Source organism: Chitinilyticum litopenaei DSM 21440 (assembly GCF_000428145.1).
In the GTDB taxonomy this organism is placed as follows: Bacteria; Pseudomonadota; Gammaproteobacteria; order Burkholderiales; family Chitinibacteraceae; genus Chitinilyticum; species Chitinilyticum litopenaei.
In genome coordinates this window covers 68,005-93,891 of sequence record NZ_ATZJ01000011.1, presented here as the reverse complement: position 1 = coordinate 93,891, position 25,887 = coordinate 68,005, and the positions used below count along the sequence as shown (strand labels likewise).

21 protein-coding genes and 1 pseudogene are annotated in these 25,887 nt (G+C 63.7%); 10 read left to right on the top strand and 12 right to left on the bottom strand.

The window, feature by feature from the left end:
* Nucleotides 1–239 precede the first annotated feature (239 nt).
* Entirely contained in the window at nucleotides 240–1,922 is a 1,683-nt protein-coding gene (locus tag C515_RS0106185; protein ID WP_028454826.1) for an ABC1 kinase family protein, read from the bottom strand.
* Between the two features lie 198 nt (nucleotides 1,923–2,120).
* On the opposite strand from C515_RS0106185, the gene C515_RS19830 reads away from it, so the two are divergent.
* Both C515_RS19830 and C515_RS19825 read left to right on the top strand, forming a co-directional pair.
* Nucleotides 2,121–3,023: a C40 family peptidase gene (locus C515_RS19830; protein ID WP_081686788.1), complete on the top strand. Its 903-nt coding sequence runs from the start codon at nucleotides 2,121–2,123 to the stop codon at nucleotides 3,021–3,023.
* The gene (locus C515_RS19825; protein ID WP_051304691.1) at nucleotides 3,020–4,093 is read left to right on the top strand and encodes a CapA family protein; all 1,074 of its coding nucleotides are present in this window, start codon (nucleotides 3,020–3,022) and stop codon (nucleotides 4,091–4,093) included. The genes C515_RS19830 and C515_RS19825 overlap by 4 nt, the downstream gene beginning before the upstream one ends.
* A gap of 31 nt (nucleotides 4,094–4,124) precedes the next feature.
* On the opposite strand, the gene C515_RS0106170 is transcribed toward C515_RS19825, so the two are convergent.
* The 7 genes from C515_RS0106170 to C515_RS19810 form a co-directional block, all read right to left on the bottom strand.
* A complete protein-coding gene (locus C515_RS0106170; RefSeq protein WP_028454825.1) occupies nucleotides 4,125–4,526 on the bottom strand; it encodes a GFA family protein in 402 nt (133 codons plus the stop codon).
* Between the two features lie 25 nt (nucleotides 4,527–4,551).
* Nucleotides 4,552–5,574, bottom strand: coding sequence for a succinylglutamate desuccinylase (astE, locus tag C515_RS19820; RefSeq protein ID WP_051304690.1), 1,023 nt, complete (start codon nucleotides 5,572–5,574; stop codon nucleotides 4,552–4,554).
* A gap of 58 nt (nucleotides 5,575–5,632) precedes the next feature.
* Entirely contained in the window at nucleotides 5,633–6,979 is a 1,347-nt protein-coding gene (gene astB, locus C515_RS0106160) for an N-succinylarginine dihydrolase (protein ID WP_028454824.1), read from the bottom strand.
* 226 nt (nucleotides 6,980–7,205) lie between these two features.
* Nucleotides 7,206–8,663, bottom strand: a complete 1,458-nt coding sequence (astD, locus tag C515_RS0106155) for a succinylglutamate-semialdehyde dehydrogenase (protein ID WP_028454823.1) — start codon at nucleotides 8,661–8,663, stop codon at nucleotides 7,206–7,208.
* A gap of 4 nt (nucleotides 8,664–8,667) precedes the next feature.
* Entirely contained in the window at nucleotides 8,668–9,720 is a 1,053-nt protein-coding gene (gene astA, locus C515_RS0106150; RefSeq protein WP_028454822.1) for an arginine N-succinyltransferase, read from the bottom strand.
* Nucleotides 9,721–9,912: 192 nt separating this feature from the next.
* Nucleotides 9,913–11,409, bottom strand: a complete 1,497-nt coding sequence (locus C515_RS19815; protein WP_051304689.1) for an amino acid permease — start codon at nucleotides 11,407–11,409, stop codon at nucleotides 9,913–9,915.
* Between the two features lie 87 nt (nucleotides 11,410–11,496).
* Nucleotides 11,497–11,982, bottom strand: a complete 486-nt coding sequence (locus C515_RS19810) for a dihydrofolate reductase (protein WP_043648355.1) — start codon at nucleotides 11,980–11,982, stop codon at nucleotides 11,497–11,499.
* A gap of 170 nt (nucleotides 11,983–12,152) precedes the next feature.
* On the opposite strand from C515_RS19810, the gene C515_RS19805 reads away from it, so the two are divergent.
* The 5 genes from C515_RS19805 (at nucleotide 12,153) to C515_RS0106110 (ending at nucleotide 16,642) form a co-directional block, all read left to right on the top strand.
* Entirely contained in the window at nucleotides 12,153–14,591 is a 2,439-nt protein-coding gene (locus C515_RS19805; RefSeq protein ID WP_081686787.1) for a heavy metal translocating P-type ATPase, read from the top strand.
* The gene (locus C515_RS0106125; RefSeq protein WP_028454821.1) at nucleotides 14,566–14,775 is read left to right on the top strand and encodes a heavy-metal-associated domain-containing protein; all 210 of its coding nucleotides are present in this window, start codon (nucleotides 14,566–14,568) and stop codon (nucleotides 14,773–14,775) included. Before C515_RS19805 ends, C515_RS0106125 begins: the two co-directional genes overlap by 26 nt.
* Nucleotides 14,759–15,043, top strand: coding sequence for a metal-sensitive transcriptional regulator (locus C515_RS0106120; protein ID WP_028454820.1), 285 nt, complete (start codon nucleotides 14,759–14,761; stop codon nucleotides 15,041–15,043). Before C515_RS0106125 ends, C515_RS0106120 begins: the two co-directional genes overlap by 17 nt.
* A 235-nt stretch (nucleotides 15,044–15,278) precedes the next feature.
* The gene (locus C515_RS0106115; protein ID WP_028454819.1) at nucleotides 15,279–16,328 is read left to right on the top strand and encodes a porin; all 1,050 of its coding nucleotides are present in this window, start codon (nucleotides 15,279–15,281) and stop codon (nucleotides 16,326–16,328) included.
* 134 nt (nucleotides 16,329–16,462) lie between these two features.
* The gene (locus C515_RS0106110; RefSeq protein ID WP_028454818.1) at nucleotides 16,463–16,642 is read left to right on the top strand and encodes a hypothetical protein; all 180 of its coding nucleotides are present in this window, start codon (nucleotides 16,463–16,465) and stop codon (nucleotides 16,640–16,642) included.
* An 86-nt stretch (nucleotides 16,643–16,728) separates the two neighbouring features.
* Here C515_RS0106110 and C515_RS0106105 read toward each other — a convergent pair whose 3' ends face one another.
* The gene (locus C515_RS0106105) at nucleotides 16,729–17,733 is read right to left on the bottom strand and encodes a response regulator (RefSeq protein ID WP_043648351.1); all 1,005 of its coding nucleotides are present in this window, start codon (nucleotides 17,731–17,733) and stop codon (nucleotides 16,729–16,731) included.
* Nucleotides 17,730–20,750: a PAS domain S-box protein gene (locus tag C515_RS19800; protein ID WP_051304688.1), complete on the bottom strand. Its 3,021-nt coding sequence runs from the start codon at nucleotides 20,748–20,750 to the stop codon at nucleotides 17,730–17,732. Before C515_RS19800 ends, C515_RS0106105 begins: the two co-directional genes overlap by 4 nt.
* A 387-nt stretch (nucleotides 20,751–21,137) precedes the next feature.
* On the opposite strand from C515_RS19800, the pseudogene C515_RS24535 reads away from it, so the two are divergent.
* The 3 genes and pseudogenes from C515_RS24535 to frp all read left to right on the top strand — a co-directional run.
* Nucleotides 21,138–21,977, top strand: a pseudogene (locus tag C515_RS24535) (DUF5939 domain-containing protein); the annotation flags it as partial.
* Nucleotides 21,963–22,556 (top strand): adenylate/guanylate cyclase domain-containing protein, encoded by a 594-nt coding sequence (locus C515_RS24530; RefSeq protein WP_281170850.1) that lies wholly within the window; start codon nucleotides 21,963–21,965, stop codon nucleotides 22,554–22,556. The pseudogene C515_RS24535 and the gene C515_RS24530, both read left to right, overlap by 15 nt.
* Before the next feature lie 132 nt (nucleotides 22,557–22,688).
* Entirely contained in the window at nucleotides 22,689–23,039 is a 351-nt protein-coding gene (frp, locus tag C515_RS0106090; RefSeq protein ID WP_028454816.1) for a fluorescence recovery protein, read from the top strand.
* 591 nt (nucleotides 23,040–23,630) lie between these two features.
* Here the strand turns inward: frp and C515_RS0106085 are convergent.
* Nucleotides 23,631–24,137 (bottom strand): DUF934 domain-containing protein, encoded by a 507-nt coding sequence (locus C515_RS0106085; protein ID WP_028454815.1) that lies wholly within the window; start codon nucleotides 24,135–24,137, stop codon nucleotides 23,631–23,633.
* The gene (locus tag C515_RS19790; RefSeq protein ID WP_043648348.1) at nucleotides 24,134–25,822 is read right to left on the bottom strand and encodes a nitrite/sulfite reductase; all 1,689 of its coding nucleotides are present in this window, start codon (nucleotides 25,820–25,822) and stop codon (nucleotides 24,134–24,136) included. Before C515_RS19790 ends, C515_RS0106085 begins: the two co-directional genes overlap by 4 nt.
* Nucleotides 25,823–25,887 lie beyond the last annotated feature (65 nt).

The following is a 25,887-nucleotide window of genomic DNA, read 5'->3' as shown; positions in this document are numbered from 1 at the left end:
AACTTTTGCACGTAATCAATGATTTGCGAGCTGCGCAGGACGACTTGTGCCAGCGGAACAACAAGGCAAGGTCGCCACCCCAAGCACCCAGCCGGATGCCTGTCAAAAAGCCGGTTTGGCTGTTGCTGGTATGAGCACGCGTTGCCAATCCGCAGCTGGGAACGCCCAGCGACAGGCTGCACGGCGTGTTCCAGGCCCATCACAGCGACACAACATGGCCACTTAAACCGGCAGCAACCTCATTCGCGCTTGCCCGATACCCAGATGGCCATCACCAGCCAAACGGCATTGAAGGTCGCCAGCAGAAACCCCAGCAAGCCCAGCACATGCATGCCAAACAGCGTCGGCCCCCCCTTGATCGTCAGTACGATGGACGAGCCGACGATCAGCGCGGCGGTGACGATGCCCATGGTCAGACGATTGGCGCTGCGATTGATTTGCGCTCCGAAATGGTCCAGCCGCTTCAGATCAAGGTCGACACGCAACTGGCCACGCCGCGCCTGACGGATGAGCTTGCCAATGTCGCGCGGCAGGCCGCTGACCAGCTGCAGCGCATCGAGCAGACTGCCCTTGCCTTTCTTGAGCAGGCTGTCCGGGCTGTAGCGGGCAATCAGCACCTGTTTCACAAAGGGCGTGAGGTGCGGGACCATCTGGAAATCGGGGTCGAGCTGGCGGCCCAGCCCTTCCAGCGTCACCAGCGCCTTGAAGAGCAGCGTCAGATCAGGTGGCAGGCTCAGTTCGTGCTCGCGGGAAATCTGCGTGACCTCATTGAGCATCGTGCCGAAACTGATGTCCTTGAGCGGCAGGTTTTCATAATTGAACATGAAGTCGGCAATGTCGGCGGCGAGCTTTTCCTCATCCACCACCACATCGCCCGCCCATTCCAGCAAGACGTCGCGTATGCCGTGTTCGTCGCGCTGCGCCAGTGCCGCCAGCAGGTCGACGATCTGGTCGCGGCGCGGATGCGGCAAGCGCCCGACCATGCCGAAGTCCAGAAAGGCAATCTGGTTGCCTTCCAGATATTTCACATTGCCCGGATGCGGGTCAGCGTGAAAGTAACCATCGATCAGCACCATTTTCAGCACGGCATCGGCGCCGCGCGCGGCCAGCACGCGGCAGTCCAGGCCTGCCGCTGCCGCGGCCTCCAGTTCGTTGCCGGCAAATCCGCCCACATAGGTTTGCACATTCAGCCGTTCGGACGTGTATTCCCAATGGATTTTCGGAATGACGATGCCGTCATGCCCGGCAAAATTGCGGGAAAAGCGCTCCATATTGCGCGCTTCGGAAGACAGGTTCAGCTCGCGCCGCAAGGATTTGGCAAATTCATCGGCGATTTTCGCCGGCTGATAGCGACGGGCATCGGCAAATTCGAACTCCATCAGCACGGCAATCTGGCGCAGGATGCGCAAATCGGCCTCGATCTTGGGAACAATGCCCGGGCGGCGCATTTTCAGGATGACCTCGCTGCCATCCTGCAGCCGCGCACGGTGCACCTGCGCAATCGACGCCGAGCCGATCGGCTGCGGATCCAGGTCGACAAAGATGGCATGCGGGTCACAGCCCAGGATGTCGGTCAGCTCCGGCAGCAACTCGGCAAACGGCGTGCTGGGCACATTGTTCTGCAGGCGGGCGAATTCGGCGATCCACTCCGGCGGAAAAAGATCGGAGCGAGTGGCCAGCACCTGGCCGAACTTGATGAAGGTGGGCCCCAGCTCTTCCAGCGCGCGCCGCACTCGCACTGCCGGCTCCAGCGCCTCGACTTCGTGATTGCCGGGCAGGTGCAGCAAATCCCCGGCGCGCTCGACCCCCTTGTTCAAACCCAGCCGTTGAACCAGATTGCCGAGCCCATGTCGTACCAGCACGGCAATGATCTCCCGCACGCGCGGCAGATCGCGCACTACGGTATAGGTTTCCTTGAGCATGAATCGATATCCTGTGTTTCAGCGACTGGCTGCGCATTGCGCGTCCCCCATTCTATCAGCGCCCGCTCACTTTCCCGGGAATGACTGCATTCCTCATATGCCTTTCAGGCAACAGCCACGCACGCCATCCACAAGCCGCACATTTTTCCACTCAGGCAGGCTTTACAGCCTGTAACCACATCCGTACAGTTCCAGCCCATGAAATGGAATCTTCACTTTTTGCTCGCCGGTTTGCTGGCGTTTGCAGGCTCTGCCCTTGCCCCGTTTGCGCTGGCCGATGAAACCACCGGCACCGCCGGCAATGCCGGCAGCAGCGGCTGGTTCAACGAACCGGCCACCGCCAGCACACCCACGCCGGCGGCCACGCAGGCTCACGACATCCCGACCGCCAAAGCGCGCCGCAGCAGCCCCAAAACCGGCGGGAGCAACCCCGACTACGCACCCGCTCAGGATTTGCTGCTTTCGGCGATGAGCCTGATCGGCGTCAAGTACAAATGGGGCGGCAATACGCCGGAAACCGGCCTGGATTGCAGTGGCTTCGTGCGCTACGTCTTCACCAGCTCGATGAACATCACGCTGCCACGCACGGCCTTTGAAATGGCCCAGCGCGGCCAGAGCATCGAAAAAGACGAACTGCGGCCCGGCGATCTGGTGTTTTTCAACACGCTGGGACGTACCTTTTCGCATGTAGGCATTTACCTCGGTGACAACCGCTTCATCCACTCGCCGCGAGCAGGGCGCTCGGTCGAAATCGTGAACATGAACCAGCGCTACTGGCAGCAGCGCTGGAATGGCGCGCGCCGCATCGCCGATGCCGGCGGTGAACAGGTCAACATTGCCAGCCTGATGGCCGGCGGCGCGCCATCCCGCCAGAAAGCCGCCGGCAGCCAGGAAAGCAGCAGCAAGCCGGAGCGCCAGTGCCGCAAGGTCACCACCGGCAAGGGCAAAAAGAAGAAAACCACGACGGTGTGCAGTACGGCCAGCAAGCCGGCCAAATCGACAGCCGGTAAGCCGAAGGCCAGCAAGAGTTCATCGAAAAAGAAAAGCAGCAAGCCCAAGGGCAAACCGGCAGCCAAGACTTCCTCGGGCAAGTCGCGATGAGGCGGCTGCTGCAGGCCGCCGTGCTGCTGGTCATCTGCACCATCGCCAGCGCGGCCGGCCACGGTGCGGCGATCAGCGTCAGCGCGGCCGGCGACATCATGACCGGATCGAGCTATCCGACACCTTTGCTGCCCGAGCGCTGCACCGACCTCTTCGCCGGGCTGCGCGAGCAACTGGGCCGCGCCGACGTCACCTTTGGCAATCTTGAAGGTGTCATCACCGAGAACACCAGCGAGGTGAAGCCCTGCAAGGAAGGCTGCTTCTTCTTCGCCATGCCGCCGTCAACGCCGCAATGCCTGAAGGAATCCGGCTTTGATGTGGTTTCGATCGCCAACAACCACGCCGGCGATTTTGGCGCGGCGGGCCGGCGCGACACGGCGCGCTATCTCGCCCAGCACGGCCTGCCCTATTCCGGCCAGGATGACTGCCGGCCGGCCATTCTCGAGCGCAAGGGGCTGAAGATCGGCGTACTCGCCTTCTCGCCCAGCGCCGGCACCTGTCCGATGAACGATCATGCCGGCGCAACAAGGCGCATCGCCGAACTGGCGGGCCAGGTTGACATCACCGTGGTATCGATGCATGCCGGCGCCGAAGGCATGAAGGCACTGACCCTGCCGCCGGGGCGTGAATTCTTCCTCGGCCAGGACCGCGGCGATGTGCGGGCATTTGCGAAACTGGCCGTCGATGCCGGCGCCGATCTGGTACTGGGGCACGGCCCGCATGTGCCGCGCGCCATGCAGCTCTACAAGGGCCGGCTGATCGCCTACAGCCTGGGCAATTTTGCCACCTGGCAGCGCTTCAATCTGAGGGAGGCCAACGGCTACGCCCTGCTCCTCAATGCCGAGCTCGACCGTGAAGGCCGCTTCGTCCAGGGCGAAATCATCAGCGCCATACAAACCAAGCAAAGCGGACCGACACTCGACCCCGAACACAAGGCCGCGCGACTGGTGCAGGAACTCAGTGACCGCGACATTCCCGGGCACGGCCTGCTGATCGCTCCGGACGGCAAACTGCGGCCGGCTGCGGGTCCGGACTACGGCTCGCGTTCTGGCGGCCAGAAAAAACTCTGAGATTCCGCCTCGCGCGCCAGCAGAGACGCCCTCAGAGGTGGCGCGTGAATTCCGGCGCGTTTTGCCAGTTGTCGTGCAGGCCGTCCACGTAAACGACAGAAATCCGTGCGAGCTCGGCATCGCTCACCTCATCCAGGCAGCCGAGATTGACGCCGTACATCTCTCCCATCGGCGTATCGGTGCCATGGCCGAAGGCACGCACGCCGCAATGCCGGCAGAACCAGTGCTCGTTGCGATGCGCATTGAAGGTGTAGCGCGTCAGCGCCTCCTGGCCGGCCAGGAGGCGGAAATGTTCCGGCGTGGCCACGGCCGGCCAGAAACGCGTGCGCCGGCAGATCGAGCAGTTGCAGCGGAAACTTGGCTGCTCGAGATCCAGATCGGCTTCGAAGCATACCGCACCGCAATGACAGGAACCGCGATAGGTCTTGAGCATGATCGCTCCCCGGGCTTCTGTTGACTCAGGCGGGAACGATGATCAGCCCCGCACGCTGGCCGACGGCCACATCGGGGTTGGGGAAAATGATGCGCGCCCCCGCTTCCGTCACCACGACCGGCCCCGCACAGTCCTCGGCGAGCAGCATGCCCTGCGGCAGCGGCGTGAAATTGTCGGTCTTGCCGTCGATCATCAGGCGGAAGTTGGCGCTGTGCTTGATCACCTCGCGGGACACGCGGAAGACCGGGCTGCCGACTTGGGCGGCATAATTTTCGCCGGTCAATTCCGGCTGCGGCAGCTCGCCCTCGATCAGGCCGGCAAGATAGCCTTCCATTTTCGACAAATCCGTGCCGCCGTTCTGCCCGAACGGCTTCGCGCTGCCCAGCTCGATCGTGAAGGCGGTGGCATCACAGTAGCGCGTGGAAAAGTAGCTGAAGGTCGTCGATGTGGTCGATTGCAGCAAAAAGGCCTCGACACCGGCTTGCGCCAGCCGCGCCATTTCCACCGCCTGAAACGGTCGGCCGGCGCGCTGCAGCGGATAGATTGCGAACTTCTCGATCAGCGAACCGTGAATCGCCGTATGCAGATCGTAGTGATAACGCGCTACGGTATCGGCGACCGAGCGACCAAAAAAGCGCAAGAGGTGCATTTCCAGCATCGTTGCACGGCGGCGTTCGTGCCCGTCATCGTTTTCCGGTGCACGGCAGAACAGACGGTTCATGTCTTCTTCGATGAAACGCTCGCCGGCGCACAGCGCCTCGACATTGCCCATGACGAAGAGCACCCGGTTGCGCACGCGCAATTCGCCATCCAGGATGCGCGTGATCAGCCGGTCGACCAGCTCCACCGGAGCGGTTTCATTGCCATGCACGCCACAGGAAATCACCAGATCCAGCTGGCGCAGTTCCGGTTCGCGCGGCTCGAAACGGATGATGCCTTCGTCCATGACCTGCACATGCGCGCCACCGGGCAGGCAGAACGGCAAGGTGATGCCGGTTTTCCCCGCCAGCGTTTGCGCCAGAAAGCCTTGTTCGACAAAGGGATGCATGCTTGAGTCTCCTGCGGCAGGCTAGGTTCTGCAGAACCTAGCGCCTGCCTAAAGCCGCTCAGGCATCGCTGCCCGAACGCTGAAAAGGATAGATGCTACCGAGTTCCAGCAGCTGCGTCAGCTCATCCAGAGCAGTACGCACTTCGGAGAGCAGCTGCGGATCGGCCAGATCGTTGACGTGCAGGCGGTCGCGGTAATGGCGCGTCACCCAGTGCGTGAGACGCTCGTACAGCACATCGTTCATCCACACGGCCGGGTTGACTGCGTCCTGCTCGATGGCGTTGAGCGCCACGCGCAGGCGCAGGCAGGCGGGGCCGCCACCGTTCTGCATGCTCTGCTTGAGGTCGAACACCAGCACCTCGTCGATGGGCCCGCCGCCCTGCTGCAGCTCCTGCAGATAGGCCCACACCGCCGGCGTGTTGCGGCACTCCTCCGGCACCACCAGGCGCTGGCGGCCGTCCGCCTTGGCGAGCAGCTGGCTGTTGAACAGGTAGGAGCGCACGGCGTCAGTGACCGACACTGCGCCGGCCGGCACGGTGATCACACGCAGGCCAGGCTGCTTGCTGGCCAGCTCGGCGCACACCGCCTCCTGGTCGAGAAAGGCCTGCTCATGGCAGAACAGCACGTCGAGATTGCCCACCGCAATCACGTCGTTGTGAAAGACGCCCGCGTCGATCACGTCCGGATGCTGCTGGGCGAAAACCGTCCGTGCCGGATCAAGCCCGTGGCGGCGCGCAATGGCCTCGCTGGCCTCCTGCGTCTGGCGCGCGGGAAAGCGCGCCGGTTTCCGGCCATCGCCCCAGTAGCGCGCGCCATACACAAAGAATTCGACGCCGGGCTCGTCGTAATCCCGGCAAAAGCGCGTGTGATTGGCCGCGCCCTCGTCGCCAAAGGCCGGATGCTGCGGCAAGGCGGCGTGAATCGCGAAATGCCGCTCATCGCGGAAAATGGCCTGCAGGCTGCGCCGCGTCTGTGACGCCTCGATGGCGCGGTGCAGCTTGTTGTTCAGATTGGCGACGCTGAAATGCACGCGGCCATCGCCAGTATCGGCCGACGGACTGACCGTCGCGGCATTCGCCGTCCACATGCTCGACGCCGAGCACAGGCCGGCAAAGTACGCCGGATGGGTATTGGCACAGAGCCTAATGATCTCCTCGTCTGTACCCGCATACCCCAAGTCACGCAAAACCCACAGTGCCGGACGCTCCTGCGGCGGCAGCACGCCCTGCCGGTAGCCCAGGTCGGCCAGCGCCTTCATCTTGGCCAGGCCCTGCAGCGCCGCCGCGCGGGGATTGGCGACACTGGCAGCATTGCCGGTCGAGGCGACATTGCCAAAGGAATGGCCGCCGTAATGGTGGGTCGGGCCGACCAGCCCGTCGAAATTTGCTTCACACGCGCCGTGCATGAGCATTTCCTTTCCTGATTACTTCCTGATTAAAGCCCTGTCCCGGCACACGTCAAAAACCGCTTGAACCACAGAGACACAGAGGGCACAGAGAAGGTAAAACCTCTCGGACTTGCTCCCGTTTTTCTCTGTGAACTCTGTGCCTCTGTGGTGAATTGGGGTTCTGCCGTCAGGCCATGGGGCCATTTCATGCAAGGGCAGCCTTGCCGACAGGATTGACGTCATCTCAGAGCACCAGCCCGGGCGGCAGCTGCGCGGGCAGCGCCAGCGTGTCCGCTTCCAGCGACGCCACCGGGTAGGCGCAGTAATCGGCCGCGTAATACGCGCTGGGCCGATGATTGCCCGAGGCGCCAATGCCGCCAAACGGCGCGGCGCTCGATGCACCGGTCAGCGGCTTGTTCCAGTTGACGATGCCCGCGCGCGACGCTTTCCAGAACTCCTCGTAGCGCTCGGCGGAATCGGACAAAAGCCCTGCTGCCAGGCCAAAACGCGTTGCGTTCGCCAGCGCCTGCGCCTCGGTGAAGGTCCGATAGCGCTGGACCTGCAGCAGCGGGCCGAAATATTCCTCGTCGGGCAGATTGCGCACATTGCTCACGTCCAGAATGCCGGGGCTCATGAGCGCCGTTCCCTCACGGATTCGCGTCATCGGCAGCAAGGCCTTGCCGCCCAGCGCGAGCAGCCTGTCCTGCGCGGCCAGCAATTGTTCGGCCGCGATCAGCGACACCACCGCGCCCATGAACGGTTGCGGCTCGGCATCCCACGCGGCCGGCTGCAGGGTGGCGCTCACGCGCACGAGTTCTGCAAGGAAGGCATCGCCCCATGCGCCTTGCGGCACCAGCAGGCGACGCGCGCAGGTGCAGCGCTGGCCGGCGGAAATGAAGGCCGACTGGATGACGTGATGCAGCGCTGCCTTCACATCGGCCAGCGGCTCGACGATCAGCGGGTTGTTGCCGCCCATTTCCAGCGCAAGGATCTGGTGCGGACTGCCGGCGAACTGCCGGTGCAAGGCGTAGCCGGTGCCGGCGCTGCCGGTGAAATACAGGCCGTCGAGGTCCGGATGGCCGGCGAGCGCGACACCGGTGTCCTTCGCGCCCTGCACCAGGTTGAGCACGCCATGCGGCAGGCCGGCGGCCTGCCAGAGCTCGGCGGTTTTCTGCGCGGTCAGCGGCGCCAGTTCGGACGGCTTGAAGACAACGGTATTGCCGGCCAGCAGTGCCGGAACAATATGGCCATTGGGCAGATGGCCGGGGAAATTGTAGGGACCGAACACGGCGACGACGCCGTGCGGGCGGTGGCGCAGCACGGCCTGCGCGTCACCCATCGCGCTCTCGCGCTCGCCGGTACGCTCTTCGAAGGCCCTGGCGGAAATCTCGACCTTGTTGATCATCGTCGTGACTTCGGTCAGCGCCTCCCAGCGCGGCTTGCCGGTTTCGCGGCCGATGATGGCGGCCAGCTCGTCCTGGCTGCTTTTCAGCAATTCGGCAAAATTGCGCGCCAGGGCGAGCCGCTCGCCGTAATCCAGATCACGCCAGCCGGCAAACGCATGCCGCGCGGCGGCGACCGCGCTGCCGACCTCGGTGCTGCTGGCCGCAGCCCCCTCCCACACCGGCTCTTGCGTGACCGGATTGTGCGACGCGAACAGCGCGCCACTGCCGGGATACCAGTTGCCATCGATCAGCAGCATTGCATCATCCTTCCTGCTTGGTTTGAGTTGATTGCGGCAGGCGCGCCGAAAGCGGCACGGCGCGCACTTCGTCGCCATGCGCCACGCCAAGCCGTGCCAGCACGGCCTCGGAGAGCGGCAGCGCATCTTCCAGCGGCCGGGTTTGCGCCAGCGTCGCACGAAAATCACCCAGCTTGCGGTTACTCACCAGCCAGGTGCTGGCCTGGCGCGGCTCGCTGGCGACCGCCAGCGTCTGGTAGACGGCGCTCTTGCGCACGGCGCGGATGTCGGCAAGCGCGCATTCGAGCGAAGGGCCCGCGTCGAAAATGTCCACATAGCCCTGATAGCGAAACCCTTCGGCCTCCAGCATCGCGCGCGCCGGGCGCGTGGCCGGGTGCACCTCGCCGATCGCGGCGCGCGCCTCGTCGGACAAGAGGCAGGTATAGATCGGATAGCTGGGCATCAGCTCGGCGATGAAGGACTTGCTGCCGACATAGGACAGAAAATCGGCGCGGGCGAAATCCATCTTGAAGAAGTGCCGGCCCAAGCTTTCCCAGAACGGCGAGCGCCCGGCCTCGTCGGAGACGCCGCGCATCTCGGCGATCACGCGCTCGGCAAAGCGCTGCGGGTATTCGGCCATGAAGAGGAAACGCGATTTCGACAACAGCGCGCCATTGCCGTCGCGACGGTAGTCGGGGTGCAGGAACAGCGTGCACAGCTCGGACGCGCCGGTCAGATCGGACGTCAAGAACAGCGTCTGCAGCTGCTTGTAGATGCCCAGCTCGCGCGAGGCGTGGACGGCCAGGCCGACGCGGTAGTTGTACCAGGTGTCGTGCATGCCGACCGCGCCCTCGATTGCGCAGATACCGGCCAGCCGGCCACTGGCGTCGTCTTCCAGCGCGAACAGGTAGCTGGCCTCGCCAGGCATCGGCTCGCCGGCCAGGCTTTGCATGCTGGCGGCGATGCGGCTGGCCAGCCGCTCGGCGTCGGGCTGCAGCGTGGTCACGCCAACGCCGGCGGAAGCGGCCAGCTCAAGCAGGCCGGGCAGATCGCCGGACTGCATCGGTCGTATCAACATCGCAAGGGCACCACAGTGAATCGTGATTCACTGTAGCAAAGCCCCTGTTGCCGACCTATCCGGAGAAACCCCAGCCCGATGCGAGGCAGGGACGCGAAAAAAAGGCGGCATCATCGCGGCCGCCTTTCTTATTACCCATATAAGTATTGCCCTGCAGCCATTTTCCAAAAATGGCTACAGGCATATACCCCGCTAACGTCGTTCGCTGTGCAACAGCGCCTCGTCGGCGTCATCAAACTGCATTTCACTCAGCCGCACGAAACGGGTCTTGTGTTTCAGCCGGTAGCCCCACCAGATCGCCAGGAACAGCGGGATGCCGATATAGATGGCCACGATTCCCACCCAATTGATCTGATCTGCCATGAAGGCCTGGTAGTTCTGCCCCAGCATCACAAAGAGACACAGACCAAAGGCAAACAGCGGGCCCCAGGGGAAGAATTTCGAGCGGTAAGGCAGCTCGTCCAGCGTGTGGCCCTGCGCGATGAAGCCGCGGCGGAAACGGTAATGACTGATCGCGATGCCCAGCCAGGCAATGAAGCCGGTCATCCCGGACATATTGAGCAGCCACAGGTAGATGGTCTGATCCTTGCCCAGCGCGGTCAGGAAACACAGCATGCCTACTGCGGTCGTGGCATACAGCGCGTTGCGCGGCACGCCGTTGGCCGACAGACGGGCAAAAATCTTCGGCGCCAGGCCTTCCTTGGCCAGCGTGTAGAGCATGCGCGTGGACGCATACATGCCCGAATTGCCGGCCGAGAGGATGGCGGTGAGGATGACGGCGTTCATCAGCGCAGCGGCGAACGCCAGCCCGGCATGCTCGAACACCAGGGTGAAGGGACTGACGCCAATGTCCTGGATGCCGTTCTGCAGCAGCTTCGGATCGGTGTAGGGAATCAACAGGCCGATCAGGAAAATCGCGATGACGTAAAACAGCAGGATGCGCCAGAACACCTGCTTGATCGCGCGCGGAATGGTCTTGTGCGGGTTTTCCGATTCGCCGGCGGCAACGCCGATCAGCTCGGTGCCCTGGAAGGAAAAACCCGCGACCATCATCACGCCGATCATTGCCTGCAGACCGCCGACAAAGGGCGCCTCGCCCGTGGTGAGGTTCTGCCAGCCGGCGGTCTCGCCGCCCTTGAGGATGCCGAAGATCATCGCCAGCCCGGTGGCGATGAACACCAGCACGGTGACGACCTTGATCAGCGAGCACCAGTACTCGGCCTCGCCAAAACCCTTCACCGAAATCACGTTCAGCGAAAACATGATGATCAGAAACGCCGCGCTCCAGTAGATGCCGGGCACGTCGGGCAGCCAGTAGGCCATGATCAGCTGCGCGGCAACGAGCTCGACGGCAATCGTCACCGCCCAGTTGTACCAGTAGTTCCAGCCCAGCGCGAAACCGAAGGCCGGGTCGACAAAGCGCGCGCCATAGGTGGCGAACGAGCCGGACACCGGCATGTAGGCCGCCAGCTCGCCCAGGCTCGTCATCAGGAAATACACCATCAGCCCGATCAGCAGATAGCCGGCGATCGCGCCGCCGGGCCCGGCATTGGCGACCGTCGCGCCCGAGGCCACGAAAAGCCCGGTGCCGATCGAGCCGCCAATGGCGATCATCGTGAGGTGGCGCGCCTTCAGGCTGCGGCGCAGTTCCGGCTGTTCGATGGGCCGGGAGGATGTGGCTTTGCTCATGAGTGGGCCGCGGTCATCAAAAGCTTACAATTTTGTCGCAAGCCCGCCTACCTGTCTGGAAGGGATTTCCGCAATGCGCGGCCGCGATCAGGCGGCCAGTTCGTAATCGGCAAAGACGTAGGTGGTACCGTCCGGCGCCTGTTGCGTGTCGCTGCGCGCCTGCAGGCGCCAGCGCAAGGGGTCGACCTCGGGAAACCAGGTGTCGCCTTCCGGCTCGGCATCGACCTCGGTGAGGAAAAGCTCCTGCGCCAGCGGCAAGGCCTGGCGGTAGATGTCGCCGCCGCCGATGACAAAGGCGCGCTCCAGCCCGGCGCAGGCCGCAATGGCCGCATCCAGCGAGGCAAAAACCTGCGCGCCGTCGGCTCGCCAGTCCGGATTGCGGCTGACCACCAGATGCGGTCGCCCGGGCAGGAGCCCCGGCAGCGATTCGAAGGTCTTGCGGCCCATGATCATCGGTGCGCCCATCGTCAGCGCCTTGAAGCGCTGCAGATCGCCGGGCAGACGAAACGGCAGGCGGTTTTCCATGCCGATCACGCCATTGCGGGCGACGGCGGCAATCAGGGCTAATTTCATTACAACTCCGGCAAGACACTTAAAACCGGAGTGTACTCCCTGCACCGCCTGCCGGCCATGCGCCTACCGGTCCGCAGCCTGTCGGCCCGGGACGACAAAAAGCCTGAAAACAGGGGGATACCGCCAAAGTCGTCTTGAATCGCGGGCTGGCTAGGCATACCATACTCCGCATGGGTATATCTGACCACGCTTCGGACCAGCAGCACTTCACACTCCCCGTCAGCGGGATGACGTGTGCCGCCTGCGCCAGCCGTCTCGAGAAGGTGCTGAACCGCCAGAACGGCCTCACCGCCAGCGTGAGCTTTGCCAGCGAAGCCGCCCAGGTCAGCATCTCTCCCCCGGCGAACGTCGATACGGTGCTGGCCGCTGTTGCCAGGGCCGGCTTTGCCGTTCCCATGAGCACGCTGGAGCTGCAGGTCGAGGGCATCACCTGTGCCGCCTGCGTGGCAAGGATCGAAAAAGTACTGCAGCGCCAGCCCGGTGTTACGGCGGTGGTCAACATCGCGACCCATGTCGCCACCCTCACCTTCCCTGCCGGCGCTTTCGACGAGCACGCGGCGATCCAGGCCATCCAGAAGGCGGGGTATACAGCCTCAACCATTCAAGATCAAAGGCTGCAAGCCAATACCAGCAAGGGTAAGAAGGAATGGCTGCTGCTGGCACTGGCGATCGCCTGCTCGCTGCCGCTGCTGCTGGAAATGGCGGCCATGGTCAGCGGCCAGGCGCATGTCCTGCCGCGCGGCCTGCAACTGATACTGGCCAGCATCGTGCAGTTCGTCGCCGGCTGGCGTTTCTACCGTGGCGCCTGGCATGCAGTAAAGAGTGGCGGCGCGAACATGGACGTGCTGGTCGCGCTGGGCACCAGCATGGCCTGGGGCCTGAGCGCGGTCGTTACGCTGGCCGGCCGCCACGATCTGCCCGTGTATTTCGAGGCCAGCGCGGCGGTGATCACGCTGGTGCTGCTGGGCAAGCTGCTGGAGGCCCGCGCCAAGCGCAAGACCGCCGATGCCATGGGTGAACTGCTGGCGCTGCAGCCGCGCACCGCGCGCCGCGAAGAAAACGGCAGCGTCAGCGAAATCAGCATCAATCTGCTGCGTGTCGGCGATACCATCATCGTGCGCCATGGTGAGCAGGTAGCGGTCGATGGCACGGTGATTGACGGCAATGCCGCGATTGACGAAGCACTGCTCACCGGCGAAGCGCTCCCCGTGGCCAAAAGCGCCGGCAGTCGCGTGTTTGCCGGCACGCGCAATGTCGAAGGCATGCTGCGCGTGCGTGCACAGGGCATAGGCAGCGGCACGCAGCTCGCCGAAATGCTGCGGCTGGTGCAAAGCGCGCAAAATTCCAAAGCCCCGATCCAGGCGCTGGCCGACCGCATTTCCGCGGTCTTTGTGCCGGTAGTGCTCGGCATCGCGCTGCTCACGCTGCTCGCCACCGGCCTGATCGGCGGAGCGTGGCTTGCGGCCGTGCTCAATGCGGTAGCCGTGCTGGTGATCGCCTGCCCCTGCGCGCTGGGGCTGGCCACGCCGACCGCCGTCATGGTCGGCATGGGCGCCGGCGCGCGCCACGGCCTGCTGTTTCGCAACGCCACCGCGCTGGAGCACGCAGCAAAACTCGACACGCTGGTCATGGACAAGACCGGCACGCTGACCACCGGCCAGCCGCGGCTGGAAGCGCTGCAGCCGCTGGGCGAGCTGAGCGCAGATGAACTGCTGCAATGGGCCGCCAGTACGGAAGCCGGCTCCGAGCATCCGCTCGCGCACGCCCTGCTCGCCGCGCTGCAGGAACGCAAGCTGCCACTGTTGCCGGCCGAAAACCTGCAGGCCAGCCCCGGCTACGGCATCGAGGCCCTGATTGCCGGCAAGCAGATTCGCATCGGCCGCACGGGCTGGCTGGGCGAGCTGCCGGCGCAGGCCCAGGCCTGGGCCAACCTGGCGGCAAGTCGTGGCTGCACGGTCGTCGGCATGCTGGTCGATGGCGCGCCTGCCGCGCTGTTTGCGCTTCGCGACACCCCGCGCGCCAGCAGCGCCGCAGCGATAGCCGCACTCGATGCGCAAGGCATTCATGTGGTGATGCTCACCGGCGACGCCCCCGCCACCGCGCTTGCGCTCGCCGGCGAGCTGGGCATATCAGAGGTGCGTGCCGGCGTGCTGCCGGCCGGCAAGGCCGACCTCATCCGCGCCCTGCAGGGACAAGGCAGCAGAGGCCGCAAGGTCGGCATGGTCGGCGATGGCGTGAACGACGCGCCGGCGCTGGCCGCCGCCGACGTCAGCTTCGCCATGCGCAGCGGCGCCGATGCCGCACTGGAAACCGCCGACGTGACGCTGATGCACAACGACCCGGCGCACCTGATTGACGCGCTGTCGCTATCAAAGGCCACGCTGACCAAGATCCGCCAGAATCTGTTTTTTGCCTTTTTCTACAATGTGCTCGGCATCCCGCTCGCCGCGCTGGGCTACCTCAGCCCCGTGCTCGCCGGCGCGGCCATGGCGCTGAGCTCGGTTTCGGTGGTCGGCAACGCGCTGCTTCTGCGCCGCTGGCGACCAAGCCCCTTGCCTTCGCCATCCATCAAGGAGAAAGAAGATGGACACCCTGAACCTCAGCATTGAGGGAATGAGCTGTGGCGGCTGTACCGCATCGGTCAGCCGCGCTGTAAGCGCGCTCGCAGGCGTTGTCAGGGTCGACGTGACCCTGCAGCCCGGCGGCGCAAGCGTTTCATACGACCCGGCCGTCGTTTCGGCCGACACCATCATCAACACCATCGAGGAAGCTGGCTATGACGTCATCCGCTAAAACCAACCGCGCCAACAAGGACGCCCTGATCAAGCGCATCAATCGCATCAACGGCCAGGTTTCTGCCGTTGGCCGCATGATCGACGATGATCGCTACTCGATCGACATCCTTCACCAGGTCACTGCCGCACGTAACGCACTTGATGCGCTGTCGCTGCAACTGCTCGAAGAACACGCCCGCCTGTCGGTGGACGCCGCCATCGGCAGCAAGAAGAGCGACGCCGCCGTCGAGGAAGTACTCAAGGTCGTGCGTCAGCTGGTCAAGTAAACCGCAACATCGCCCGCCAGAACCGCCGTCACAGCACGGCGGTTTTTCATGTCCGGCCCGCAGTAAATGCAGTACATCATCGCGCAACTAAATCGATTCAGCCCATCAGGAAAAGGCAGAATGTCACAATTTCACTGCGATTTACTGCCACGACACCCCCACCCCCTCTCCCTAGACTGCACAGCATCGGCCAGCCAACTGCGGGCCGACTACCGCCAACAAGGGAGAACAACACATGAAACTGCAAGCAGCCTATCTGGCCCTGGCCACCGCCTTTGCATCCGGCGCGGCGCTCGCCGAAGTCACCATCAGTGGCGATGTCACCGGCGCCATCAAGGTGGACGACCGCGGCCACGAGAACAAGGATGGCGTCTATCTCGACGGCACCGTCGGCATTGCCGGCAAGCATGAACTGGGCGCCAGCGGCAGCCAGCTGATCTGGGCCGGTTCGGTCGGACTCAACAACAGCAGCGGCTCGAACGATATCGAAGACTGGCTGGACATCAAGGACGCCTACCTGGGCGTACAGGGCAATTACGGAACGCTGCGCGCCGGTCGCATGATGATGCCCAGCTACGACGCCCAGGATCAGCTCTACACCGACACGGGCCTGGCCTGGCTGGCCGGCGACTACGGCCTGGGCCAGGGCACGCGCGTGAACAATATGCTGCGCTATGACAGCCCGGTGATGGCCGGCTTCCAGGCCTCCGCCGCTTACGCCTTCAAGGATTTCGACGATGAGGGCAAGGGCAGCGGCAAGACCTACGACCTCGCCGCGCGCTACCGCATCGGCGGCCTGCAACTCGACGGCAGCTACCAGCAGCGCGACGGGGTAACGGACGATATCGAAGTCGGCGGCGTCAGCAGCAGCCAGACTTTCGACAGCAAGACCTATTACGCTGGCGCACGCTACACCTTCCAGAACGGCTTTGGCCTGACCGGCGGCTACAAGCACCACGAGTACAATCCGGGCAGCCAATACGAGCAGGGCGAATGGCTGGCGCAGGCCAGCTATCGCCGGGACAAGCACGGCGTCTACCTGAGCTACGCCCATCTTGACGACGTGAAGCTGGCCGGCGCCAGCCAGAACGACAGTGGTGCGCAAGCCTATGCCGCGCGCTACAACTATCACTTTGACGATCACACACTGGCCTTTGTCGAAGGCCGCTATGTGAAGAACGAGAGCAATTCGGCACTGGGCGCCAGCGACAATGCCTTTGATTACCGCGGCCCGGCGGGCAAGGATGCCTCACGCGTGATGGTCGGCCTGAAAACCTACTTCTGAGTCCCGCCGCGGCAGGCCATGACAGGGCCGCTGCGCAGTGCGGCGGCCCGCCTCTGTCATCGCCCGGTAGTCTTGCCGTGCTATTGATCTGCTGGCAGCTTCGCTGCACATCCTTACTAACAGGGGAGATCACCATGAGCACCGTAGAGATTGCCGCAAACAAGCAGGACAGCAACAAGAAGCAAACGGATCAGCGCCAGGATTTTCTTGCCCGCCAACAGGGCGTGCCGGCATTTGACTGGTTGCTGGAAGCCTTTTCCCGTCCCGCCAGCGTCCGGCCAGTCTCCCAGCAAGGCAGCGACGCCGCCCGCTGAGCCGCAGTCCGGGCAGTAATAAACACCGGCATGACAACGCCCACCGCAAGGTGGGCGTTTTGCTGTCACCGAAGCGCTATGCCGCCTCAGGTTTCGGCGGTGGCAGGCAGGCTTTCGGTTTTCTCATCCCACTTCTGCTTGAGCAGGACGATCTCGTCCAGATTGGCGAAAAAGGCATCGACCAGCTGCGGGTCGAAATGCGTGCCGGCGCCGCGCCAGATCTCGGCGCTGGCTGCATCGATGGTCCATGGCTCCTTGTACGGGCGCTTGGTGGTCAGCGCGTCGAACACGTCGGCCAGCGCGACAATGCGACCCGATTCGGGAATCTGCTCGCCGACCAGTCCTTGCGGGTAGCCGCTGCCATCCCATTTCTCGTGATGCGTCAGCGCAATTTCGGCAGCCAGCGCAAACAGCGGCGAATGCCCGCGACTCAGGATGAGCTGGCCAATCTGGGCATGGGTTTTCATGATTTCCCACTCGTCGGCATCGAGCTTGCGCGGCGCCTTGAGAATGCAGTCGGGAATGCCGATCTTGCCGGTGTCATGCATGGGTGCGGCCAGCTCCATGCGTTCGGCCATGTCCTCGTCCCAGCCGATGGCGCGCGCCAGCAGGCCGCTGTAGGCGGCCATGCGCCAGATGTGCAGGCCGGTGTCGTTGTCGTTGTAATGCCCCGCCATCCCCATCATGCAGATGGTGTCGCGCTGGCTGTCCTCCAGCGCCCTGGCGCGCACCAGCGACAGATGCGTTTGCACGCGGCGCAACACGACGGGGCCGGAGATGGGCTTCTGGATGTAATCGACCGCACCGACGTCAAAACCGCGCGATTCGTCCTCGTATTCGCACATCGCGGTGATGAAGATCACCGGGATGCCCGCCGTTTCGCTCAGCTGCTTGAGCCGCAGGCAGACTTCGTAGCCGTCCATGCCCGGCATCATGATGTCCAGCAGCACCATGTCCGGCCGGTAGCGCAGCGCCGCATCGATGGCTTTCAGACCATCGGTGGCAAAATAGAGTTGATAGTGATTGCGCAGCACCTGGCGCAAGACCTGCAGATTGTTCGGCTCGTCGTCGACGATGAGGATTTTCTTCATGATGCCAGCCCCAGTGTGTCGCCCAGCGTGGCCACATGGGCCTGTGCGCCATCGAAATCGAAGCTTTCCAGCAAACGCCACAGCGGCGACACCTGCTCGTGCGGCAAATAGCGGCACAACTCTTTCAGCAGCGGCTCGACCGAATCGGGATTGAGCTGCGCCAGCTCCTGCTGCAGGCGCAGCAACAACTCCCGCACCTTGCCGGCGTCATAGCCGGTGCTCGGGATGGCGCTGGCGCCCGGCAGGGCGGCAATTGCCGCCAGTGCCTGCTGCAGGGCCTCATCGAGCTCGGCCAGTGCCGGCAGATCAAATGGCGCAGCTGCAGCCGCATCGTCCAGCAGCGGCTTGATCCGGGCATCGAGCTGGCAGGCCAGCTGGTACACCCTGCCCAGATACAGATTGCCGGCCACCCCCTTGAGCGCATGCAGCAGGCGATAGGCCGCCGGATAGTCCGGCGGATCGGCGGCCAGCAGCGCCTGCAGCTCCAGCGCCTTGTCCGCCTGCTGGCGGGCAAACTGCTGCAGCGCATCAGCATAGGCCTGCGGATCCTGCCAGACCGCCAGCGCCTTGCCGACATCCGCCACCGGCGCAAGGCACTCCAGCTGCTGCTGCGGCGCGACGGCGATGGTCAGCAACCCCGAACCTTCCTGCGCGCGCCCCGAGCCGGATGGCACAACGTCCTCCATCATGCGGAACAGCGAGTTGAAATCAATGGGCTTGCCTTCCACACGATCCATGCCGGCATCGCGGCAGCGCAAATGGTCTTCGTGCAGGATGCTGGCGGTCAGTGCCACGATGGGAATGGGAGGCTGGCCTGCCGCCGCCTCATGGGCACGGATGCGTCGCGTGGCTTCCAGCCCGTCCATTTCCGGCATCATCACATCCATCAGCACCAGATCGTAGCCGCCGCGCCTGACCGCCTGCAGCGCCTCGCGGCCATTTTTCACCCAGTCGACGTGATGGCCCTGCTGGGTGATGCGCAGCAAGGCCAGCGAGGCATTGGTTTCCAAATCCTCGGCCAGCAGCACGGTAAAGAGGCGCGGCGACACATAGGCTTCTCCCAGCACCTGCTCGTCCTCGTTGAAGCAACGCTGCTGGGCCTGGGCCGCCGGCAGCTGCGCAGTGAAATGAAAGGTGGAGCCCTCTTTCCATACGCTTTCGACCCAGATCACGCCGCCCATCTGCTCGACCAGCTGCTTGCTGATCGTCGTTCCCAGCCCCGTGCCGCCGAAGTTGCGCGTGGTGCTGACATCAGCCTGCGAAAACGCATCGAAGACCTTGGCCAGTTGCTGCTCGGTCATGCCGATGCCGGTGTCGCTGACGGCGAAGTGCAGCTCGTGCGCCTGCGCACCCGCCGTAACGGTCAGGCCGACTTCGCCGTGATCGGTGAACTTGATGGCATTACCGAGCAGATTGAGCAGAATCTGCCGCAAGCGGGTCGGATCGCCCACCACGCGCAGCGGCAAGCCATCGGCAATCCGGCAGCGGTAAACCAGCCCCTTTTCGCCCAGCTGCTGTTCGATGGTGTGCTGGATGTCGCGCAGCACATTCGGCAGATGGAAGGGAATCTGCTCAAGCATGAACTTGCCGCTTTCCAGCTTGGAGATGTCCAGCACGTCATTGATGATGCCCAGCAGCGAGCGTGACGCGCGCAGGATGGTCTTCACATGATTGCGCGTGGCGTCACTCAGCGCCTCGTCCTGCAGCACCACTTCGGTAAAACCGATGATGGCATTCATCGGCGTGCGGATTTCATGGCTCATATTGGCCAGGAAGGCCGACTTGGTGCGTGCGCCGGCTTCGGCATCTTCCTTGGCCTGCTGCAGCTCGGCGGTGGCGCTTGCCACCATTTCGGCCAGGCGGTCGCGGTGCTGCAGCAGCTCGGCCTCGGCATTCTTGCGCTCGGTGATGTCGACAATGATGCCGACAAACATCGGCTCGCCCGCCACTTCCATGCGCCCGACCGACAGGTGCATGGGAAAGGTTGCGCCATCCTTCCTGCGCCCCACCACCTCGCGCCCCTTGCCGATCACGTGCGGCTGCCCTTCACGCAGATAGCGCGACAGGTAGCCGTCATGCTCCGCGCGGTAGGGCTCGGGCATGATGATCTTGATGTTCTTGCCCAGCACCTCGTCGCGCGCATAGCCAAACAGCGCCTCGGCGGCCGGGTTGAAGGAACACACCTGGCCGATGGCGTCGATGGTGATGATGGGATTGATCGCGGTGGCCAGAATCGCGCGCGTGGTTTCCAGGCTTTTCGCCAGCTCGGTTTCGGCGGCCTTGCGCTCGCTGATGTCAACAATGATGCCAACGAACATCGGCGCACCGCCGACCTCCATGCGCCCGACCGACAGGTGCATGGGAAAGGTCGAGCCATCCTTCTTGCGCCCGACCACCTCGCGCCCCTTGCCGATCACGTGCGGCTGGCCCTCGCGCAGATAGCGCGACAGATAGCCGTCGTGCTCGGAATGATAGGGCTGCGGCATGATGAGCTTGATGTTCTGGCCGATCAGCTCGCTGGCGGCATAACCGAACAGCGTTTCCGCCGCCGGATTGAAGGAACAGACCATGCCGTGCGCGTCGATGGTGATGATGGGGTTGATCGCGGTAGCCAGGATCGCGCGCGTGGTTTCCTGGCTTTGCAGCAGGTCGGATTCGATGCTTTTCTGTTCGGACAACTCGACGATGGAGCCGACAAACACCCGCTCGCCGCCCAGCCGCACCTCGTTGACCGCTAGCCAGATCGGAAAGTCATGGCCCGCCTTGTGCCGCCCCAGTACTTCGCGCCCCTGGCCGATGATGCGCGGCGCGCCCTCCTCCCGATAGCGCGCCAGATAGCCGTCGTGCTCGTCGCGGTAGGGCGAGGGCATCAGCATCGTCACGTTCTGCCCGCACACTTCCTCCTGCGTGTAGCCAAAAATGCGCTCGGACACGGCATCGAAGCTGCGTATGCAACCCTGCTCGTCGATGGTCAGGATACCGACCGCGCTGATGCTGGACCGTGCCGCAATTGTCATCACGCTTTCCCGGGGCTGGAAACTGGGTAAGCCCATTCAAGACAAGGGCATTCCCAAGCGCAAGCGTGGAATGAGATTGAAAGCGATTCCCGGAAGCGCGCCGCGAAGCCAGGTCTGGCCGTCGGCGCGGCAATCCCGCTGGCCTCCGGCACGCAAGACCCCCTTGCCCGGGCGGACCCGCCCCTCGGCGGCAAGCACCAGATACACTCTATGATATATGCCCACAGCCTTTGCAAATATTTGGCTACAGCCATATACCCATAGCAAACTGCAAAACCGCCTGTGCAGCTACCGGCAGGCTGCGGCCAGCCGGCCGGGATTACGCGCCCGCAGCAGTGGCAGCGCATCGCCGCCTATACTGGCAGTCGCCGCACAGGGGGAATCAGCATGCTGGATGCCGAAGTGGAGTCGCGTTTTCACGCGCTGGAACACAGCGCCCCGGCCGGCTTTGCCGCTGCGCTGCGCAGGCTGGTGCAGGAAGGCAGCGACCGCGAGCTCAATCGCGTCAACGTGCTCGACTTCGCCGCGCGCCATGGCGTTGACGAGGAAGATGCGATCACCGGCTTTGTGCACGCCGTGCGCGTGGGGCTCTTCGACCTGTAGTGGAACCTGCTCTGCCCCGGCTGCGGCGGCGTGCTGGGCGCGAACGCCACGCTGAAATCGCTGCGCCGCGACGAATACCACTGCGCCATCTGCACCGTGGCCTATGCGCCGACGCTGGATGAAGTGGTCGAAGCCAGCTTCAGCGTCAACCGCCGCGTGCGCCGCATTGCCGGGCACGAGCCGGAATCGCTGCCGTTCTGGGAATACCTGCGGCAATTCTTCTGGAGCTCGGGGCTGGCCCTGCCCGAGGGCGCAGCCTTCGAGCAGCTGGCCGCACGCATCACGCTCGACACCATCGAGCTGGCGCCGGGAGAAAAATGCCAGATGTCGCTGCAGCTGCCGCCGCAGTTCCTCATCCTTTTCGAGCCGGTCACGCACACGGCGCAACACCTGAACGTGCGCGGCGAACCACCGGCGCAGCGGCAGGAATTGTCCGTCGTCTACACCGGCGAAGAACTCAGCCTGCCGCCGCGCAAGCTGCGCCCCGGCCCGCTGCGCCTGAGCCTGGAAAACCGCACCAAGCAGCGCGTGCTGCCCGGCATCTACATCGGCGGCCCGTCGTTCAAGGACATGATCGCGCACCGCAAGCGCTACCTGACCGCCGCGCGCCTGCTGACCAACCAGACCTTCCGCGACATCTACCGCGGCGACACGCTCGACGTCGACCAGCGCCTGCAGCTGACCAGCCTGAGTTTTCTCTTTACCGACCTCAAGGGCTCGACCGGACTGTACGAGCGCGTGGGCGACCTGCAGGCCTTCGACCTCGTGCGTGCGCATTTCGGCGTGCAGACCGAGGCGGTGACGGCCGCACATGGCGCCGTGGTCAAGACCATCGGTGACGCCGTCATGGCCACCTCTGCCAGCCCGGAGCGCGCCGTCGCCGCCGCGCTGCAGATGCGCGCCGCCATGCGCCGCCTCAACGCGGAGCGCGGCCGTGAGGATCTCGTCGTGAAGATCGGCATCCACGAAGGCGCCTGCCTGGCGGTATCGCTGAACGACCGGCTCGACTATTTCGGCCAGACCGTCAACATTGCCGCCCGCGTGCAGGGCCTGGCCGATTCGCAAAGCATCTTCGCCACCGAGCCCATCGTCCGCCAGGACGCGGTGATGCGCCTGCTGGCCAGCCAGAATCTCGTCCCGCAGCCGCGCCAGCATGCGCTGCGGGGCCTGAGCGATCTGTACACCGTCTACGAGATTCCCTGAGGCAAGGCCGGCAGCCGCGCCAGTCGCGGCCCAGCACCCGAACGCAAAGCCGCGCGCCTATCCACAACGGCGCGCAGGCCGGCGATAATCACCCGCTGCCGACCTTGCCCGTTTCCAAGCGTGGAGAATGCAATGCCAGACATGAACTGGAGCAACACCGAAAAGAAACTCGCCCGACACCTCTTCGAGCTGGCGCTACAGCGCAAATTTGCCGCCCTTATGACGGAATTCAGGACAAGAGCGGCGCAGGCCAGCGAGCCGGAAGACCTGTGGAACATCGAGCGTTTTCTGCGCGACGCGCGACGCGAAATCGACGAAAGATTTGACTACCGCTATTCAAGGCTGATCGTGCTGTTCGGCTGCCTGCTGGGCGAGGGGCTGATCGAAGAGCAGGAGCTGGCCGGGCTGGCGGCCGGCAAGATCGCCGAAATCCGCCACATCGCCAGCTTTCGGCAGAAGTCCTGCACACCCGTAGCTGATTAGAAACCCTTCTCAGCAAACCACAAGAAACCACCTGAATATTGATCCGGCCCTCGGAAGTTGGAATTTCCGTAGGAGCGAGCTTGCTCGCGAAGCCTTGCTAATCGCGAGCAAGCTCGCTCCAACAAGTAAAAACATCAGAGGGCCGGATCAATAGGTAGCCACCTCAGCAAAGTACAATTCGTCATTCCGGCGAAAGCCGGAATCCAGTTGCAATGCCTGTTCGAGCGTCACTCTGGATGCCGACCTTGACCGTAGGGAATCCCCGTGGGACGCCGGCATGACGAGTTGTTGAGCTGGCCACCCTTATCAGGAGAAACCATTCAAGCACAGACATACACAGGGCACAGGCAGCAAAAACCCGAGAAACGCCAATGCGGTGCTGCCGCTTTTCATCTGTGCTTTCTGTGCCTCTGCGCTTGATTTGGGTTTTGCTGAGACGTCTTGCCAATCAGGAGCCCCACGGCAAGCCAGCACAACATCAGCGCACACAAACAACAACGCCCGTCACAAGGACGGGCGTTGTTGTTTGATTTTCAGGGTATCACCCTGCAGCCATTACGGATAAAGGGCTGCGACGCAATACCCTAAAAATCAGCGGCGACGGAACAGCGGTTGCGGCTGACCCACAGAACTCTGGTAGAACTCGGTGAAATCATCGATGCCCTTCACCGCATCCTCGATGTCCTTGTCGGCGCGCACGGCAAAGGCGTTGAAGCCGCAGCGGGCGAGGTAGTTCAGCGTGTCCTTGAACACATCGCCAAAGGCGCGCAGCTGGCCGGTGAAGCCGTAGCGCTCACGCAGCAGCCGGCCGATCGAGAAGCCGCGGCCATCGGTGAAGGCCGGGAATTCGACGGCGATGAAGGCAAGCTGCGCGGCGTCCGCGCCGAGCAGCTCGGGCTCGTCAGACGCCGCGAACCACACACCCACGTCGCCGCGGGCAGTCAGCTCGGCCTTTTGCGCCAGATACTGCGGCAGCGAGACAAAGACGAGGCCCTGCTCCGACAATTCCGGAACAATGGGGAAGCTGCCATCTTCGTTGGCACGCAGGATGGGGGCGTCGCAGTCGACGATCTGTTTGTCTACGATGATGCGGCTCATGCTTCCACCTCCTTCTTGGCGCGGCCGGCAGGTCTGCCTTCATACACCTTGTTCTTGAAGGGATCGATGCCGATACGGTCGAAGGTATCAATAAAGCGCTCGTCGCCTTCGCGGTTGTCGACGAAGACCTGGATGATCTTGCTCATCACGTCGGCCATTTCTTCCTGCGCGAAGGATGGCCCGATCACCTTGCCGATCTGCGCGTCAACGCCCTGGCGACCGCCCAGCGTGATCTGGTAGAACTCGGCGTTGTTCTTGTCCACACCCAGAATGCCGATGTGGCCAATGTGGTGGTGACCACAGGCGTTGATACAGCCCGAGATGTTGATGTCGATTTCGCCGAGGTCGAACAGGAAATCGAGGTTGTCAAAGCGCTCCTGCACGGACTTGGCCACCGGCAGCGACTTGGCGTTGGCCAGCGAGCAGAAATCGCCGCCCGGGCAGCAGATCAGGTCGGTCAAGAGGCCGATGTTCGGCGTGGCGAAGCCGATGCGCTTGGCTTCTTCCCACAGCGCGAACAGCTCGCTTTCCTTGACGTCGGCGAGAATCAGGTTCTGGCCGTGCGACACGCGCACCTCGCCAAAGCTGAAGCGGTCGGCCAGATCGGCCACGGCGTCCAGCTGGGCATCGGTGGCATCGCCCGGCGCGGCGCCATGCTGCTTGAGGCTCAGCGTCACGGCGGCATAGCCCGGCACCTTGTGGGCGAAGACATTGCGGTCCACCCAGCGCGAAAACGCCGGGCTAGCCTCGATGGCAGCCAGGAAGGACGGATCGTCGCCCGGCAGGCTTTCATAAGCCGGGGCGGTAAAGAAGCGGTGATTGCGCGCGATTTCCTCGTCGGTCAGCGTCTGCGGGCCGTTTTTCAGGTAGGCCCATTCCTGGTCAACCTTGGCGGCGAACACTTCCGGCGTCATCGCCTTGACCAGAATCTTGATGCGCGCCTTGTACTTGTTGTCGCGACGGCCGTAGCGGTTGTACACACGCAGCACGGCATCGAGATAAGTCAACAGGTGGGCAGGCTCCAGCCAGGGCTTGATCAGGTCGCCGATCATCGGCGTGCGGCCCAGGCCGCCGCCCACATAAATCTCGAAGCCAACCTGCCCTTGTGCGTTCAGCTTCACATTGATGCCGATGTCGTGCACCAGCACGGCGGCGCGGTCTTCCTGCGCGCCATTGACGGCGATCTTGAACTTGCGCGGCAGGTGGGCGAATTCGGGGTGGAAGGTCGACCACTGGCGGATGATTTCACACCACGGGCGCGGATCGACGATCTCGTCGTAGGCCACGCCGGCGAACTGGTCGGAGGTGGTGTTGCGGATGCAGTTGCCGGAAGTCTGGATGGCGTGCATCTGCACGGAAGCCAGCTCGGCCAGCATCTCGGGCACGTTTTCCAGCGCCGGCCAGTTGTACTGCACGTTCTGGCGGGTGGTGAAGTGCACATAACCCTTGTCGTACTTGCGCGCCAGCTCGGCCAGCTTGCGGACCTGATCACTGCGCAGGTTGCCGTAGGGAATGGCGACGCGCAGCATCGGCGCATGGCGCTGGATGTAGAGGCCGTTCTGCAGACGCAGCGGACGGAACTCGTCGTCGGTCAGTTCGCCGGCCAGATAGCGGCGGGTCTGGTCGCGGTACTGCGCTACGCGCTGGTCCACGATTTTCTGGTCATAGTCGTCGTAGATGTACATCTGCTCTGCACTCTTGCTGTTGGGCGTCGCGGCCAGGCTCGCCCTTGTTTTGAATTACGGTGCGC

What these genes read in the sequence shown, in the direction of transcription:
- C515_RS0106185 (WP_028454826.1), bottom strand. Translation starts at nt 1,922, where the DNA reads ATGCTCAAGGAAACCTATACCGTAGTGCGCGATCTGCCGCGCGTGCGG.
- C515_RS19830 (WP_081686788.1), top strand. Translation starts at nt 2,121, where the DNA reads ATGAAATGGAATCTTCACTTTTTGCTCGCCGGTTTGCTGGCGTTTGCA.
- C515_RS19825 (WP_051304691.1), top strand. Translation starts at nt 3,020, where the DNA reads ATGAGGCGGCTGCTGCAGGCCGCCGTGCTGCTGGTCATCTGCACCATC.
- C515_RS0106170 (WP_028454825.1), bottom strand. Translation starts at nt 4,526, where the DNA reads ATGCTCAAGACCTATCGCGGTTCCTGTCATTGCGGTGCGGTATGCTTC.
- astE (WP_051304690.1), bottom strand. Translation starts at nt 5,574, where the DNA reads ATGCATCCCTTTGTCGAACAAGGCTTTCTGGCGCAAACGCTGGCGGGG.
- astB (WP_028454824.1), bottom strand. Translation starts at nt 6,979, where the DNA reads ATGCACGGCGCGTGTGAAGCAAATTTCGACGGGCTGGTCGGCCCGACC.
- astD (WP_028454823.1), bottom strand. Translation starts at nt 8,663, where the DNA reads ATGCTGCTGATCGATGGCAACTGGTATCCCGGCAGTGGCGCGCTGTTC.
- astA (WP_028454822.1), bottom strand. Translation starts at nt 9,720, where the DNA reads ATGTTGATACGACCGATGCAGTCCGGCGATCTGCCCGGCCTGCTTGAG.
- C515_RS19815 (WP_051304689.1), bottom strand. Translation starts at nt 11,409, where the DNA reads ATGAGCAAAGCCACATCCTCCCGGCCCATCGAACAGCCGGAACTGCGC.
- C515_RS19810 (WP_043648355.1), bottom strand. Translation starts at nt 11,982, where the DNA reads ATGAAATTAGCCCTGATTGCCGCCGTCGCCCGCAATGGCGTGATCGGC.
- C515_RS19805 (WP_081686787.1), top strand. Translation starts at nt 12,153, where the DNA reads ATGGGTATATCTGACCACGCTTCGGACCAGCAGCACTTCACACTCCCC.
- C515_RS0106125 (WP_028454821.1), top strand. Translation starts at nt 14,566, where the DNA reads ATGGACACCCTGAACCTCAGCATTGAGGGAATGAGCTGTGGCGGCTGT.
- C515_RS0106120 (WP_028454820.1), top strand. Translation starts at nt 14,759, where the DNA reads ATGACGTCATCCGCTAAAACCAACCGCGCCAACAAGGACGCCCTGATC.
- C515_RS0106115 (WP_028454819.1), top strand. Translation starts at nt 15,279, where the DNA reads ATGAAACTGCAAGCAGCCTATCTGGCCCTGGCCACCGCCTTTGCATCC.
- C515_RS0106110 (WP_028454818.1), top strand. Translation starts at nt 16,463, where the DNA reads ATGAGCACCGTAGAGATTGCCGCAAACAAGCAGGACAGCAACAAGAAG.
- C515_RS0106105 (WP_043648351.1), bottom strand. Translation starts at nt 17,733, where the DNA reads ATGAAGAAAATCCTCATCGTCGACGACGAGCCGAACAATCTGCAGGTC.
- C515_RS19800 (WP_051304688.1), bottom strand. Translation starts at nt 20,750, where the DNA reads ATGACAATTGCGGCACGGTCCAGCATCAGCGCGGTCGGTATCCTGACC.
- frp (WP_028454816.1), top strand. Translation starts at nt 22,689, where the DNA reads ATGCCAGACATGAACTGGAGCAACACCGAAAAGAAACTCGCCCGACAC.
- C515_RS0106085 (WP_028454815.1), bottom strand. Translation starts at nt 24,137, where the DNA reads ATGAGCCGCATCATCGTAGACAAACAGATCGTCGACTGCGACGCCCCC.
- C515_RS19790 (WP_043648348.1), bottom strand. Translation starts at nt 25,822, where the DNA reads ATGTACATCTACGACGACTATGACCAGAAAATCGTGGACCAGCGCGTA.